We start from the raw sequence: 14,596 nt of genomic DNA, 5'->3' as shown, positions 1-14,596 counted from the left end.
CGGGCAATCGCCTGCGACGCAACAGGCTTGACCTCCGGTTCGGATCGCCATTCGTTACAATGGCCCCCATGCCCACGCTCCACGCCGCATCTCTCGCCAAGACTTATCCCGTCGCCGAGGGCGAACTCACTATCCTGCGCGACGCGAGCCTTTCACTAGAACGCGGCGAATCGGCCGCCATCGTCGGTCCCAGCGGTTCCGGCAAGAGTACGCTCCTGTCAATTCTCGGCACGCTCGAGTTTCCCTCCGCCGGCGACTTCCAGCTCAGCGGCCGGTCGCCGTTCCAGTTGAGCGAGCCAGAGCTCGCCGCCTTCCGCAGCCGCCACATTGGTTTCATCTTCCAAGATCACCATCTGCTGCCGCAATGCTCGGTATTGGAAAACGTGCTGGCGCCGATGCTCGCTGACGGCGCCGCGGGGCCGGCCGACGTGACGCGGGCCGAGCAGCTATTGCAGCGTGTCGGCCTCGCCCAGCGGCTGCATCACCGACCTGCGCAACTCTCCGGCGGCGAGCGCCAACGTGCCGCCATCGCCCGCGCACTCCTGCGCCAGCCTACTCTGTTGCTCGCCGACGAGCCGACCGGCAACCTCGACCGGACCACGGCCGAAGCCATCATCAACCTGCTGCTGGAATTGCAGCAAGAACAAAACGCGATCCTCATCGCCGTTACCCACAGCGAAACGCTCGCGGCACGGATGGGACGGCGCTTCATCCTCGACGACGGTTGTCTCGTCGCTGGTTGATCGCAATGCCCGCGATGGCCAGCGCCAGCAGCGAGGCCGCGGCCGGTTCCGGTACGGCCCCATTCGCGGCAACGGCGTCGGTTGATGTAGAACCGTAGTTCGCCTGCCAGTCAAGAAAGTCGGCGCCGTCCAAATCGACTCCGAACCGCGGCTTCCACTCGTTGTTGAGATCGTCGTCATCGACGTGCCCGTCCTGGTCGAAATCCCCCGCCAGCGGCGGCGCCACGTTGAGCGGATAGTTGGCCGAGCCGAGCGTGTTGGTCAACACCGTGCCGTACGGCACGTTCTTGGTCGATTCCAAGGGACCGGTTGGATGAGGATCGCCGACCGATTGCCGGAAGTCGCTGCCGCCCGGCGTGAAACCCGAAAGCGAATTGTCGGTGACGTTCGAAATGTGCCAGTCATCGGGGGCTTGTCCGGTGGAGTTGCCCCAGCGCGCGGCGATTTCGATTTCAAAGTCAGTTCCTAGGTACGTTGTCCCGGGTTCAATGTTGGGGACGAACCCCGGCGTACTTTCCGCGGTTTCCGGCCCGAAATTGACTGCGCCGTAGAGTCGGCCCAGCGGCACGTTAAAGTCGGGATCCCAAGCCTCGAATCGCTCCGAGAATATGCCGATCGAATCCAGAATCGTCCAGTCCGTTCGTCCCGTCGCTACGTCGAGCCCGTTATTGCCGACGTCGAGATCGAATCCCAGCGTCGGAGCATTGGCGACCGGGTCGCCGCCGTTGCGGATGAGCATTGCCGTGAAGCCGCTGTTCTCGATCCGTCCGTCGGGGGCGCCGCCACTGCCGACGTTTGACGCGCCGATGGAACTCCCGGCGCCCGAGCCGTAGCCGACGCCAGTCCCCGTATTTTGCAAGTCAGTAGCCGCCGGATCGACGGCGTAGTTGCCATAGACGCTGAATTGGTTGGCCTTCTGACGCAACGTCAGGAAGCCGTTGCTCCCGAGCGACTGCGAACCGAGGTCAAAGATCAACTCAATCAGCCCGGCCCCGCCAGTGTGAGAGAGATTGTCTTCGTTCTCCACGAAAATGAGGTAGTGGTTGGCGAGCGACGCTCCCGGCGTCCCGCGGAGCTCGACGTACTCGTGCGTGGCGTCGGCGGCCGAGCCCGGCGGATCGAAGAAGAGCTCGTTGATGAACATCTGTGCGTGCGCTTCGGTCGCATTCACGCATATCGCCGCGACCGCCATCGCGATGATCCACGCCCAACTCCGTGCCGCCATCTTCACGTTGTGGCTCCTCGCCGTTGACTTGCGTTCGTAACTCAGCGTCGACGCCGCGGCGCCGTGACCGGCGCGATGCGCGCAGCTTCCAATCCCGCCCGGCGTGCAGTCGCGTTCCGCTGTTGTCACACAGATTTGTGAAGAAAACGTGAACCAATTGCTAATTGTTGTCGCTGGTTATTCACTCACGCGCGTGCCCTCTTTATGTTGATGAAGTGCGCTTCGCTGAGCGCGGCGGGCTCTTGCGAAACAATCAAAATTGGGTGACGCGAGTCTTTCCCACTCACAGGAAAAAGGATGAAGCTCCTCTCTCGCACGCAGCGGCCAGCGTCCGCCTTCACGCTTGTCGAGTTACTCGTCGTGATCGCCATTATCGGCGTGTTGGTCGCGCTGCTCCTGCCAGCCGTGCAATCCGCTCGCGAGGCGGCGCGAAGAATGTCGTGCGGTGCCAATATCAAACAGCTAACTCTGGGCCTGCTGTCATACCACGACGCGCACGATCAGTTCCCCATCGGCGTCTACGGCGCCGAAAACGATAAAGAACGCAAACACGAAGACGGCCTCGGCTGGGCCTCGCGCATCCTTCCGCAACTCGAAGCGCAGGCCATCTTCAACAATCTCAAGAACAATGGCATTGCAGGCTACGACGGCAACCCCTGGAAGCCGGGCATTTTCCGAGCCGCGCATGCGGCCGGACGTCGCCCGCTTCCCGGAGGAGACGCTGAACTCGCCATGTTCCGCTGCCCTTCGGCCGACCTGCCAACCCACGTTCCCGACGCCGACCCGATCTTGGGCGCCGGGCCGTTCGCCACGTCCGGCTACGCCGTCTCACATTACAAGGGCTCGCGCGGCTATTGCGATCTCGGCATGTTCTGGCGCGTGCAGGAAGGGCTGAAGTCAGGGACGTGCTACCAAGACATTACCGGCGACGGCGTCATTGACGTTACGGTCAAAGATCCAGACCTGCGGCGCATTCGCATCGTCGACGTCACCGACGGCACGAGCAACACGATTGCCGTCGGCGAGGCGGCGTACGTTCCCAGCTTCGAGGCCTTCCCCATGTGGCTCGGCTCGTGGCGCGAGGATGGCACGACGCTGTTCAAGACCCAAGACCCCGTGAACTGCAACATCGGCGGCGCCGGGTATCCTCTCACCGAGAACGACGTCCTTCGCCTTCCCGGCGGCAGCGGCACCGACGACTGCACGTTCAGTTGGCACCCTGCCGGCGTTCACTTCGGATTCGTCGACGGATCGGTCCGATTTCTCAGCGAAGAACTCGAAGTTCGGACGTTTCTCCTGCTAGGCAACCGCATCGACGGAGAAGTCATTGGCCAACTCAACTGACGCCGCCCTTCGCCGCTCGCCGCTTAACGCCTTTCTCCCGCGGTGGTTTCTCACGCTGCTCATCCCGGGAGCGTGCATCGGCTGTTCGAAATCCCCCCACGACCTCGCTCCGGTCCGCGGCGTCGTCACCATCGACGGCAAACCCTTCGCCGCCGGCAAGGTGATGTTCGCCCCCGTCGCCAAGGGCGAGAGTCGCAACGCCGGCCGCGCGGCCTTTGGCCGCCTGCAACCCGACGGTACGTTTACGCTGACATCGTACGACGCCGACGACGGCGCCGTCGTCGGCGATCATTGGGCAACCCTCATTCGCCTTGAAGACGCCTCGCTTGGCGAACGCCCATCGGCGTCGCCGGCGAGTGCGTTGCCCCCCTTCTCGCGCGTTACCTATTCGCAACGCATCACAGTACTTCCCAATCAGGAGAACAAGGTGACGCTTGCTTTCACCACGCAAGAGATCGTTCACTACGCCGAACAGGATGACTGACGCGATAGCTTCACTTCATAGTAGCTTCCGGCGCATCCCCAGGAGCGCACCTACTCCGCACAGCGTGAGCCCCAGCCCGCTCGGTTCCGGCACGATGACAAGACCCTCCCAACGGGCGCCATTTCCTAACTCATTCTGCCGAGGTACGTATCCGGTCGGAAACGGATGGTTGCCGTAAGAGAGGACGAAGGCGTCCCCGGCGGCGAACGGGAGGTTGATTCCCATTCGGTCGTCGTTGCCGTCGACCAGCGGCGTGATGTTGGGCAAACTCAAATCGGCCAGGCTGAACCCCTGTTGCGTCAGACGAAACTCGGCTTCCGCGTCAACGAACGTCAGCAACTCGCCGTTGGGAAGCGTTAGCTGAAAGTACTCCAGCGTTTCGTCCTTGATTCCGTCGAAGAGCAGGTCGCGAATCACTCCGCTCCGGTCAAAGGAGAATGTGATTGTCTCGCTCGCCCCGCCGGCAGGCCCTTCGAGCACGTTGATCTTGTCGACGCCGGCCGTACTCGTCGCGTCGAGCGCTCCGGCGACTCCGCGGGAGTCGATCCCCATCCCTTGCGGATGGGTTTCGTTCAGCGCAGCGCCCGCCGGACCTGCCGTCAGCGACATGCCGTAGGCGCCTGCGGCGACTAACGCCGAAGATTGCCCCGTAACAGTCGCCCCATGCAGATTGCTTTGGAACCGAAAGCTATGCGCCGCCCGCGCACTTCCGCAAGCGGCGAGGCATGCCATTGCACCCCAAATCGCGGTCCATTGACCAGAACGGCGAAACATCATGAGCCTCTCTGGGAAGGGGGCGGAGAAATTAGTTGCCCCGTCCGCAGCGATCGTTCGCCTGGAGCGGGAAAAAAAGGCCGCCATGCGGCAGCGCCGCATGGCGGCCTGTCAAACGGCCTAGTCCGCCGATTGGCCCCCGATTCAAACGACCAATTGCTGTTGAGGATCAACTACTTCGTCGCCTTCCGGCCACGGCAAACGACCGCCAGTCCTGCGAGCGCCGCCAAAGCCAGGGTCGCCGGCTCGGGGACGACGCTGAAGGCGCCCGGATTGCCGACGTCAAAATTCGCCGACGCGAACGACCCGTGAACGTCACCGACCGTCGAAAGTTCCCAAAGGGCGACGTTGTTCGCCCCAAGCGCCGCCAACGTCTTCGGATTGCCGCTTTGATTTTGCGTCCGAATCGTCCCAGGAATCGCTTGATCGCCATAGGTGAGGCGATCGGCAAGGACGTTCGCGGCGTCGAAGATATTAATCTGGTCGGCCCGCCCCAAGTTGTTCGTATAGGGCCCCAGAACTTTCACGCTTGCCGGCAGGCTCCATTCCGCCCGAAACCCGGCGGGGCTCGTCTCGGTGAAAACCACCGATTCGCCAGGCGCCACGACGCCGAAGCCGCTCAAGCTGAACACGCCAGCCGTGGCGCTGTCGTCGTCGTAGCTCCACCCCGTCAAGTCGATCGAGCTGCCGCCGACGTTCGTTAGTTCGACGAATTCAGCGGACGCGCCGCTGTACATCCACTCGGTGATGCGAATCGCTCCGTTGGCCTGCCCCGCAAGCCCGACGGCGACTACCGCCGCCCACACGCACACATACCGCAACATGAGCATTCTCCAGCATTAAAATTAGTCCTGATCTGAAACACAAAACGCCAGTGTGGGATCAGGCTATCGCCGTCACATGAAGAGGTCGTGAAGACTTTACGGTCCGCTAATGAAGCCCCTGGGCGTTCGCTGGGGGAGTGTCGAACCGAGGCAAAAGGCTCGTCTAAGGAGCAGCGGCGCTTCCGCAGAGAGCTGGGTTGGCCTCGAGAAAATGGGCCCCGTAGACGCGAAACACGCCCAAAAGTTCGCGTTGCAGTTAGACTCCGGCCGCTTGGCGTGGTATGAAGACGCCTGACTGATTGCTACTCGTCCTCGTTCTTTTCGCGCTTTTCGCGCTTTTCGCGCAACGAATCTGAACCAGTCTGACCCAGGCACCGCCCGACGCCGGCACGTCGCGGCAGATTTTCTACTTTGGAGTCAAAACCATGAAGCTTGCCAGACGCCTGTCGGGCGCTCTCTTCGCCTTGAGCACTTTGGGAATCGCCCCGCTTGCCAGCGCGGTCGATACGACGTGGACCGCGGCGGTGAACAACGACTTTTACAACGCTGGGAACTGGAGCACCAACGCCATTCCCACCGCCGCAGACAATGTGCTCATCCTCAATCCCGCGGTTACCGCCTCGATCAATTTCGCCGGGACGCGCGAGCTTGGGAGCTTTCACCTCGGCACGACGGGAGCCACGGGCGGCAACGTCGACTTCAGCGCCGGTACGCTGGCGGTTCACGCCGACTTCGATCGCAGCCATATTGGCGACAAGAGCTCGCTCGATTCCAAATTCGTGATGCGCGGAACGGCTGTGATGCTGTACGACGAGCCGCTGGATGGCGGCGGCGGCGGCCTTGGCAGCCCGGGCGGCAATCAGGACCTGGAGATCGGCGCTCAGACCGGCGCTGCCGGCAAGCTCGGCCTCTTGGAACTCCACGACAGCGCCATCCTCCGCATCAGCGACGACCTCAAAGTTGGCGCTGAGACCAACGGCAACGGTGAAGTGCTGATCGACGGCAACGCGCAAATCAGCACCGGCAGCGGCATCAGCATCAGCGAGTCGAATCCCAGCAAAGGCAAGATGACCGTGGCCGGCTCGGCCCTGGTGGTTAGCGGCAACAGCGCCGGCGCAGGGAATTCAGCCCAAGGTTTCACGGACGAGGGCTACTTCACGCTCTCGACCGGCGCCGACTCGACCGCCGACGTTCTCGTGAAAGATTCTGGCAAGATCTACGTACGCTCCCTGCAGCAGCGCGGCGGGGTCTCCAACCTCACCGTGCAAGACAACGGCGAATTCCACATCTTTGACACGTTCAACTTCGCCGCTCCGAATCTAGGAGTCGCGACGCTAACCGGCGATCCTTTCGGGCCGCAACGAGCGAACAACGTCGCCGAGAACAACGGCTCGCAGTTCAACCTATTTGTTACCGGAAACGGCAAGGTGTCGATCGACTCGGCGGTCGACGACGGCTCCGGCTTGACGCTCCAGGGCCTCGCGCTTTCGGGCGGCAACAATCGCGGGGCAGTTATTGGCTCCGGCGGCGCCTCGAAGATCGACCTCCGCGATCACGCCTCCTTCGTCCTCCAGCAGAACCTCTACATGACCGTCTCCAACGGCTCCGGCGATGCGACGTCGAATTTGCGCGTCGTCGGGCCGAACGTCGGCGCCCAAATCAAGGGCGACCTGTTCATGTCCTACGACCCGGTCAATCAGTTCCAGAATCCCGGCCAGTCGACCCTGACGGCCGTCATCACCGGCGGCACGCACTCGACGATTCAAGTCGGCGGCGAAGCCAAGATCGAGTTTGGCAACCTAGCCGTGGAACTCAGCGGCTACGCTCCCCACGGCGGCGAAACCTACACCCTGCTCACCGCCAATTCGATTGGCGGGACGAGTTTTGCGGCGACGGACTTCACGCTCGCGCCGCTCGCCTCGGGCCTATCGTGGGACGTAACCGTCGGCGCCACGTCGGTGGTGCTCAAGGTGCTTGGGTCCGTCGCCCTGCCCGGCGACTTCGACAACGACCTCGACGTCGACGGCGCCGACTTCTTGAAGTGGCAACGCAACTTCGGCACGCCCGGCTACGACGCAGCGTCGCTTGCCACCTGGAAGGCCAACTTCGGCGCGACCGCCGCAGTGTCGGCCGCCGCTGCGATTCCTGAGCCGAGCACCGCCGTGCTGGGCGCAGTGGCCGTCGGCGCCATTGCCGCGTGTCGCCGCCGGGTGGCTCGCTAGTCCAGAGGCTTGCTCGATTCGCACGTCAAGCGTCGCTGCCGGCATGGTCGGTAGCGACGCTTTTTTGCGCGCTGAGCGAGTTGCTTAATAAGGCGCCGTCGCCTGCCGCAGCAGCGCTTCGAGCCCCGCCTGCATCGCCGCCACGACCTCGTCGCGATCGCCAATCCCATGCTGCGCGGCCAGCCCCGCCACGTCATGGTAGCCCGTCCACACGGTCCCGTCGGCTTCCTCCCACACGACGACTCGCAGCGGCAAATCAAGCGCCACGCTCCGGCGACTCTGCATCAGTTGCGTCCCCACAGCCGGGTTGCCGAAGATGAGCACTTCCGTCGGCGGCAATTCGAGGCCTTTTTTCTTCGCTGCTGCCGCGTGATCGACCCGCGCTGCGACGTCGATCCCTTTGGATTTCACCAACGCTTCCAACCGATCAACAGTCTCCGCCACGGAATAGCAACTCTCTCGGCAAGCCATCGCCTGCGGTCCTACCGGCGGCCCCAGCGTCCGAATAAACGCCCCCGCGATCCGCCGTGCCAGACCCGAGAGGTCGACCCCCTCCTTGTTCGCGCAGAGCGTCACGCACAGCAGCTCCGATTTATCGGTGAATCGCGACAAATAGCACGAGAATCCCGGCACATTTCCCTGGATGTCCATGAGACCCCGATGGCCGGGGAATCGCCACCCGCAATGCGCCGGCGCCGTCGCGCCGTCCGCCAATTTCACCGGAGCGTAGAGAAAATCGCGGTTTTCCTTCTTGCTCACCAGCAACTCGCCCGCCAATCCCATGTCCCACAGGCTAATATCCTCCGCCGATGCGAGCACCGCGCCGTTCGCGAAGAACGCGCTTTGAGCATTTTGTTTCGCTGGCGTCAGTCTTCCTGACTGCACGGCGTAGCCCGTCGCCATTTCCGTCGGATCGATGTAATCCCGCTCGCGCAAGAATTCTTTGTGCTTGAACCCATTCGCCTCGACCGCCTCCTGCTTGACCTGCGGCAGATCGGACGCGAACATCGTGTTCTTCAGTCCCAATCGCTTGATCTGATTTTCGGTGACGAACGCTTCGTAGCTCATCCCGCTCGCCGCCTCGACGGCGAGCCCCAGCAAATAGAAGTCGGTCGCGCTATTCGCGACCGCCGTTCCCGGCCGAAACGCGAGCGGCGCCTCCGCGATGAGTGCCATGACCGCCGCCGGCGCGTACGCTCGCGACGCGTCAAAGCCGGCTTGTTGCGAGTAGTCCGGCAACCCCGAGGCGTGCGCCATCAACTGCCGCACGGTGATCGCTTGCCACTCGCTAGGCAGACCAGCGACATGCGTGCCGATCGGGTCGTCGATTCCCAGCTTTCCGGCCTCGACGAGCTGCATGATCGCGACCGCCGTGTACGCCTGGGTCATCTGCCCGACGTTCCACAGCGTATTCGGCGAGGCGAGCAATCCCTTCTCGACGTTCGAGACGCCGTAGCCGACCACGCGCGGAATGTACGGCGCCTGCACGATCGCCAGCGTCATCCCCGGGATCCGCTGCTCCTCCATGAAGTCGGCCACCATCGCGTCGATGGTTTGCCCGTTGAACTCAACGCGCGGATTTCCGCGCTCGGCCAGCGCAGCGGGCTGGCCGAGGACGATGGACGTACCCAACATAGAGAGACTCACCAACCAAAAACGGAGTCGACTGTGCATCGCAAGGCGCCGCGGACGAACATTGGAACCCAGTCGGTCGAGCGCGACTGAATGAAGAAAGTCTACGCCATGAAACGCCGCCGAGAACGACGCTGAGCGAGACGAAATCCCGCGCCAGAAACGGGAGGGCCCGTCGACCCTTGCCGGCGGAGCGACGCTACTTTTGCCCCGCCGCCGGCCCGCCTTGTCCCGATTCTTGTCTCATCATTTCAAAATGCTTTTCGCGCGCCTCTTCGAAGTTCTCGGGCGCCTTCTCGACGGCTTTCTCTCCACACCCCGTCGTTAGCCCCAAGGCAACCACGAACAGCCCGGCCGCAGATAGGACGGGCAAGCCACATCGACGCAGTTGAATGCGGTCGACCTTCATAAGTATCTCACTAGAAATGAATTCAGACGGAGAGATTGCATCGGCAAACAATTTGAAGCGAAATCGTCCGCTATTGGATGCGCGGCGAGCCGTCGCGCGTGCCGACTTGCAGCCACGGCTCGACGTCCATGCCGTCCGCGATCGCTTGCACGCTGCCGTCGCACATCAGCACGTTCGTCACGCCCGTGTGGTAACTCGTTGCGGGCGTGATTAGGTCCCACCAACAATCAGTGCAAGGTCGCCAGCAGACCGCATTCGGCGGCTGCAAATGGTTGTACCACAAACGCCATACCGTCCCTTCGCTCCAAGGATATCCGCGCCACCGCCAAGAACCGGCGGCGATGGGCGAAGTCTCCCAGCTGAATCCATTGATGGCGTTCCACGCAGCCGTCGCCGAAGTCGCCGGAATTGTGCGATCAAAGCAGTCGGCCGTTTTGCTTTTCGGCGCCTGCGTGTCGCTGCCGTAACCGTTGGCCATCTCGGCGAACGCCGCCGTGTTGCTCGTGCCGTCGACGATTTGGCCCATGGATACCGGCGGCAGCTGTGCGTAGAAAGGACTCGTTACCGTCGGGAACTTTGGCGCGTACGGGCCAAAGACGCCGTCCCACGTTCTTGTCAGCTTCACCCAACTCCCTGCATTGCCGTGATAGTTGCTCCACCCCATCAGTTCGCGGCGCGATTGGTCGTTCACCGAGTCGCTCGGGCAGATGAAGATGTCCGGCTGCGTGGCGGCGACGGCCATGTTCGCGTCGCTCCAGGGCGTTACGTTAAAGTTCAACCGCGCAGAAATGACGCCTTGCTCGAAGTACGGCAGCATTTGCGCTTGCGGCGACCAGTAAGGCGTGTCGGCGCCTGGCCCCACGCCAATGATGCCGAGCGAGCCCGCCGGAAACTCCTTCTTCGCCGACTCATAGTTCAGCGTCGCCAGCCCAAACTGCTTGAGCTTATTCTGGCAGCTCGATCGCCGCGACGCCTCGCGCGCCGCCTGGACTGCCGGCAGCAACAGCGCAACCAAGACGCCAATGATGGCGATGACGACCAGCAGTTCGACGAGAGTGAAGCCGCGCTTCCCGCGGCCGATGGCGCAAGACATCGAAGTTCCTCAGGCTGAAAGGATGTACGGCCGTCTCCGTTCTCGCGAACGAGACTGCCGCTGCGGCGTCCTGGCCGACGCCATCTGCAAACATCGTCGCCGTCAACCGTTCGACGACGCGCCCCCGCCGACTACTCGATCAACCCCGCCGACCTCTCGATCAGCGTCGTCCTGGCTCTTCTCTGCTCTGCCTGAGTCGCGGCGCCCTGTCCGCCGCGCCAACTGATGACCATAGTGTAGCGGCAACCTTCGCCAAATACGAGCCTCGCTGCCAAGCCGTCTGCGAGCGCCGTCCAAGTCGTTCGCCACGGGCTCGCCGATGCGCTCTCCAACCATCATCGCCGCCCAGCAGCTCTGGGATTACTTATCGGCGCCTCGCGCCCACGCCCCGAGCGACGCCGTGGCCGTCTGCTGCTCGTACGACCTCCGCGTCTGCGATCACGCGTGCGACCTGGTCCATCGCGGCGTCGCCCCCCTGCTGATCCTCTCGGGCAACGCCGGCAATTGGACCAGGCATCTGTGGAACGTCCCCGAAGCCCACGTCTTTCGCGAACGGGCCCTCGCCAACGGCATCCCCCGCGAGGCCATCATGCTTGAAGAAGCCGCCACCAACTTCGGCGAGAACATCGCTTTCGTCCGCCGGCTCGCGCCGCAGCTGCAGCGCGTCACCTTCGTCACGAAGCCCAACTCGATTCTACGCGTTCAGCTGACGCTCCCCGTGCAATGGCCCGACGTGACGGCGCTAGTCGACGCCCCTTCGCTCCGCTTCCCCGACGACGTTTCCCAAGTCGTCGGCGTCCTCGGCGTCATCGACGAGATGGTCGGCGACGTTGATCGAATTCTCCAATATCCGGCACTCGGGTACCAAGCGCCGCACCAGTTGCCCCGCGAACTGCTCGAGTCCTGGCGGCTGCTCAAAGAGGCCGGTTTCACGCGTCACCTTTGCCCCGAGGTCGAGTCTGCGTAAACAGCGCTCATGCGCGCCGTGCAACCAAGCTATCGCCCAACTCTTCGGCCAAATCGCCGTCTTCCATTCACGCAGGTTCTACCCCAACGCCTGCCCATTTTGGCAGCGCCGCGCACCGCGCATGGTCAAATGCGCAACGTAAAGTACGCATCGCGTCCCGCTTGTTTGACACTCCCGGCGCTCGCCATTACAAGGGAGCGATTAGTCAGCGAATCTCGGAGCGGTCGTCCGCTTCACTTTTCGACTCTGCGCCGCCCGCCGTCGGCGAGGGTCTAACCGTTCGCGTCGTCGCGTCATCATTAGGGAGCACCTCTATGTCTTGCAGGAAAGTAGCCGCATTCTTCGTCGCCGGCGTCGGGCTTCTCGCCGCCACCCCCCAAATCACCCTCGGCGATGCGTATTCTAACGCCGTCCAGGCCCTCAACCCCACCCACTACTACCGCCTCGACGAAACCGTCGTCGGTACGGTCACCGACATTGGCGCTTTCCCCGTCAATGGCACCCACGAGGGCGACGGCGTCCCGGCTTCCGATCCGGAAGTCCAATTGGGCGAGGGCGTCGGCCAGGTCGGCGTTCCCGGCCCCGACAACGTCTACAAGTACGACCCCGTGACCGATATCTTGACGACCATTCCGCTCCCCGGCTTCAGCCCCACGAATCGTGCGATTTTCAACAACGATTCGCTGGCCGTGAACCTCGGCGCCCCGCTCGGTGCTAATCGCTTCGCCAGCACCACGATGACCTTGGCCACTTGGTTCAAGTTCCCCAACGCCGACATGACGCAACCGGGCCGGGTCGAAACGGTCTTCGGCCCCGGCAACGGCGGCGGCGATCGCTTGTTCACGAATAACTTCAATGGCCAGGATTCCCCAGGCACCAGCGCCCTCGACACCTCCGACGTCGACGATCTCGGTCACTTCCAGATCGACATCGGCGGCGCCAACCTGATCGTCAGCATCGACAACAACTTTAGCGACCCCCTCAAGTCCAACTACCAGATCGTCCACCGCGATGGCAACGATCCAGGCGTCGGGTTGGCCGTGAAGGACGGCAGCTGGCATCACATCGTCGTCTCGCGCAACGGCGACGACATCTTCAACACGATCCTCGTGGTCGACGGCGAGCTCATCACCACCGACCGCTACAAGGACAGCACCGACAGCTGGGGCATTACCGCTCCGTTCGACGCCCGCATCGGCACCCGCACGACGGCGCCGCATCATCACACGTGGGGCGGCTGGATCGACGAAACCGCCCTCTGGATCGGTCGTCAGCTGACCGCACAGGAAGCGATCGGGCTTTGGAACGCCGCCACGGGTCAAGGCCCCGCCGGCGACTTCAACGCCGATGGCAACGTCGACGGCGCCGACTTCCTCAAGTGGCAGCAGGGCGGGTCGCCCAGCCCCTTGAGCCCGGCTGACCTCGCCACGTGGAAGGCCAACTTCGGCGCTTCGGCCGTCCCGGCCGGAGCCGCCGTGCCCGAGCCCGCCGCGCTCGCCCTTTCGCTAGTCGCGCTGACGGCCCTGGCCGCTCGCCGCCGCCGCTAGTCGAAACCCAAAACTTGGTTGTTGGGGCAGCGGCCCGCCGGAGTCATCCGGCGGGCTGCTTTTTTTATGGATTTACACGGCGCTCCGCTTTGACCGTCCGCCGACAGAAATTCCCCCTCGGCCAATAACGGCCGCCGACCACCTCCCTCCCCCACTTCCCATCCATCCCGCGAGCTAAGCTTGCCGCATGGGAAGCCCGCTACGATATGCGCTGACTCTGGGTTGCTTGGCCGCGAGCGGCGTCATGTTCGCGCTCTGGTCGCGGACCGCCGCCCACCCCGCCCACCACGACCTCATCGCCTGGAAAGGGCACTTCGTCCTGTGGTATCCGGCCGCCCTGCTCGCCTTCAGCGGCATCGCAACCCTCCGGCTCGGCAAGCGCTTCACGCTGCGCAGCTTGCTGCTCGCCACCGTCTCGTTCGCGCTGATGCTGGCGGGACTGGTCGCCGTGGCCAAACCCCGGGCCCGCGGCCACGCGCAAGGCGCCTATTCGCAACAACCGGCGCACCGCTAAACCGTCGCTCGCGCTAGCTCTCCCGCGGCCGCCAGCGACTCCGCCGCCCCCGCTGCCGCTTCAACTGCTCGACAATCCGCTCCCCAATCTCCTCATACTCGCGCCGCTTCTCCTCGCTGCACGGAATCGGCTCGGGGTAGCTGAACGGATAATAGTGGACGCGTGGCGTCTCTTGCGGTGGTTTGTCGTCCATCCCGACGACCCTAACCGCCGCGCAGAAAACCCGCGCTGCCCGACCGCACATCTTGCGGTCGCCCCTTCCATGAAGCCCAATTCGGAGGCAAGAAACGGGAAATTCGCTGAGTTCCGGCGGCGACCTTAGGAGTAACGATCGCTGACGCGGGTGAGCAGATCAGCGGGAACGCGGAACGTGTGAGGCACGCCTTCAATGCAAAGGGCAACCGTAACCGGAAACAGCATGGCAGCAGGTTGACGCTCCGTCTCATATTGCTCGGCATCAAGCGTCGGCGGCTCGACGACGCCCACGGAACCTTCGTAGGCGCCGGCGCTAATCCGCACGACGTCGCCAAGAGCCAAAATCGAATATCCCATTGATGCGTCCGCTGTGAGAGTGCCCAAGCCTAGATTCTGAGCGCGTGAAACGACCTCCAGAGCTGAGCGATTTCGGCTTTCCGCGATGCTTACGCACCACGGCACGGGTGAAGACCCCACGGAGCGTTCGCGGCGGATCGATCATCGCATATGAACCGGAATGCGGGCCAATGTACTAACAGCGGGGCCGACGGCGCGAATGCGTCCCCCCTCACTAATACATCCACCCTCATACCGAGCAAAGACAAGTATTCGAAAGTGCGTTC

The 14,596-nt window shown here is 63.2% G+C and carries 15 protein-coding genes; 7 read left to right on the top strand and 8 right to left on the bottom strand.

Features of this window, described 5'->3' with window-relative positions:
- Positions 1–68: 68 nt before the first annotated feature.
- Entirely contained in the window at positions 69–743 is a 675-nt protein-coding gene (locus I41_RS15715; RefSeq protein ID WP_145433874.1) for an ABC transporter ATP-binding protein, read from the top strand.
- On the opposite strand, the gene I41_RS15710 is transcribed toward I41_RS15715, so the two are convergent.
- Positions 709–2,097 carry a hypothetical protein gene (locus tag I41_RS15710; RefSeq protein WP_145433873.1) on the bottom strand — a complete coding sequence of 463 codons (1,389 nt, stop codon included), beginning with the start codon at positions 2,095–2,097 and terminating at the stop codon, positions 709–711. The two genes, I41_RS15715 and I41_RS15710, sit on opposite strands and share 35 nt — an antisense overlap.
- A 168-nt stretch (positions 2,098–2,265) precedes the next feature.
- Here I41_RS15710 and I41_RS15705 point away from each other — a divergent pair, with 168 nt between their 5' ends.
- Together I41_RS15705 and I41_RS15700 are read left to right on the top strand one after the other, a co-directional pair.
- Positions 2,266–3,312: a DUF1559 domain-containing protein gene (locus I41_RS15705; protein WP_145433872.1), complete on the top strand. Its 1,047-nt coding sequence runs from the start codon at positions 2,266–2,268 to the stop codon at positions 3,310–3,312.
- Positions 3,296–3,796: a hypothetical protein gene (locus I41_RS15700; RefSeq protein ID WP_145433871.1), complete on the top strand. Its 501-nt coding sequence runs from the start codon at positions 3,296–3,298 to the stop codon at positions 3,794–3,796. Before I41_RS15705 ends, I41_RS15700 begins: the two co-directional genes overlap by 17 nt.
- A gap of 15 nt (positions 3,797–3,811) precedes the next feature.
- Here I41_RS15700 and I41_RS15695 read toward each other — a convergent pair whose 3' ends face one another.
- A complete protein-coding gene (locus tag I41_RS15695) occupies positions 3,812–4,570 on the bottom strand; it encodes a PEP-CTERM sorting domain-containing protein (RefSeq protein WP_145433870.1) in 759 nt (252 codons plus the stop codon).
- Between the two features lie 173 nt (positions 4,571–4,743).
- Positions 4,744–5,394, bottom strand: coding sequence for a lamin tail domain-containing protein (locus I41_RS15690; RefSeq protein WP_145433869.1), 651 nt, complete (start codon positions 5,392–5,394; stop codon positions 4,744–4,746).
- Positions 5,395–5,819: 425 nt separating this feature from the next.
- Here I41_RS15690 and I41_RS15685 point away from each other — a divergent pair, with 425 nt between their 5' ends.
- Positions 5,820–7,616 carry a hypothetical protein gene (locus I41_RS15685; RefSeq protein WP_145433868.1) on the top strand — a complete coding sequence of 599 codons (1,797 nt, stop codon included), beginning with the start codon at positions 5,820–5,822 and terminating at the stop codon, positions 7,614–7,616.
- An 84-nt stretch (positions 7,617–7,700) separates the two neighbouring features.
- Here the strand turns inward: I41_RS15685 and I41_RS15680 are convergent, their stop codons facing one another.
- The 3 genes from I41_RS15680 to I41_RS15670 all read right to left on the bottom strand — a co-directional run bounded on the left by I41_RS15680 (position 7,701) and on the right by I41_RS15670 (position 10,750).
- On the bottom strand, positions 7,701–9,251 hold the full coding sequence (locus tag I41_RS15680) for a serine hydrolase (RefSeq protein WP_168206936.1): 1,551 nt from the start codon (positions 9,249–9,251) through the stop codon (positions 7,701–7,703).
- A 196-nt stretch (positions 9,252–9,447) separates the two neighbouring features.
- Positions 9,448–9,657 carry a hypothetical protein gene (locus tag I41_RS15675; protein WP_145433866.1) on the bottom strand — a complete coding sequence of 70 codons (210 nt, stop codon included), beginning with the start codon at positions 9,655–9,657 and terminating at the stop codon, positions 9,448–9,450.
- Between the two features lie 70 nt (positions 9,658–9,727).
- Positions 9,728–10,750, bottom strand: a complete 1,023-nt coding sequence (locus I41_RS15670; RefSeq protein ID WP_145433865.1) for a DUF1559 domain-containing protein — start codon at positions 10,748–10,750, stop codon at positions 9,728–9,730.
- Positions 10,751–11,069: 319 nt separating this feature from the next.
- Here I41_RS15670 and I41_RS15665 point away from each other — a divergent pair, with 319 nt between their 5' ends.
- From I41_RS15665 to I41_RS15655, 3 genes are all read left to right on the top strand, one after another.
- On the top strand, positions 11,070–11,717 hold the full coding sequence (locus I41_RS15665; RefSeq protein ID WP_145433864.1) for a YdcF family protein: 648 nt from the start codon (positions 11,070–11,072) through the stop codon (positions 11,715–11,717).
- A 314-nt stretch (positions 11,718–12,031) separates the two neighbouring features.
- Positions 12,032–13,264, top strand: coding sequence for a LamG-like jellyroll fold domain-containing protein (locus I41_RS15660; RefSeq protein ID WP_145433863.1), 1,233 nt, complete (start codon positions 12,032–12,034; stop codon positions 13,262–13,264).
- A gap of 244 nt (positions 13,265–13,508) precedes the next feature.
- A complete protein-coding gene (locus I41_RS15655; protein WP_145433862.1) occupies positions 13,509–13,778 on the top strand; it encodes a hypothetical protein in 270 nt (89 codons plus the stop codon).
- A gap of 13 nt (positions 13,779–13,791) precedes the next feature.
- Here I41_RS15655 and I41_RS15650 read toward each other — a convergent pair whose 3' ends face one another.
- Both I41_RS15650 and I41_RS15645 read right to left on the bottom strand, forming a co-directional pair.
- Positions 13,792–13,971: a hypothetical protein gene (locus tag I41_RS15650; RefSeq protein WP_145433861.1), complete on the bottom strand. Its 180-nt coding sequence runs from the start codon at positions 13,969–13,971 to the stop codon at positions 13,792–13,794.
- A gap of 125 nt (positions 13,972–14,096) precedes the next feature.
- Positions 14,097–14,330: a KOW motif-containing protein gene (locus I41_RS15645; RefSeq protein WP_145433860.1), complete on the bottom strand. Its 234-nt coding sequence runs from the start codon at positions 14,328–14,330 to the stop codon at positions 14,097–14,099.
- Between the last annotated feature and the right edge of the window lie 266 nt (positions 14,331–14,596).

It is taken from the genome of Lacipirellula limnantheis, assembly GCF_007746075.1.
GTDB lineage: Bacteria > Planctomycetota > Planctomycetia > Pirellulales > Lacipirellulaceae > Lacipirellula > Lacipirellula limnantheis.
The sequence above is the reverse complement of the archived record's forward strand: the minus strand, read 5'-3'. Positions and strand labels throughout refer to the sequence as shown.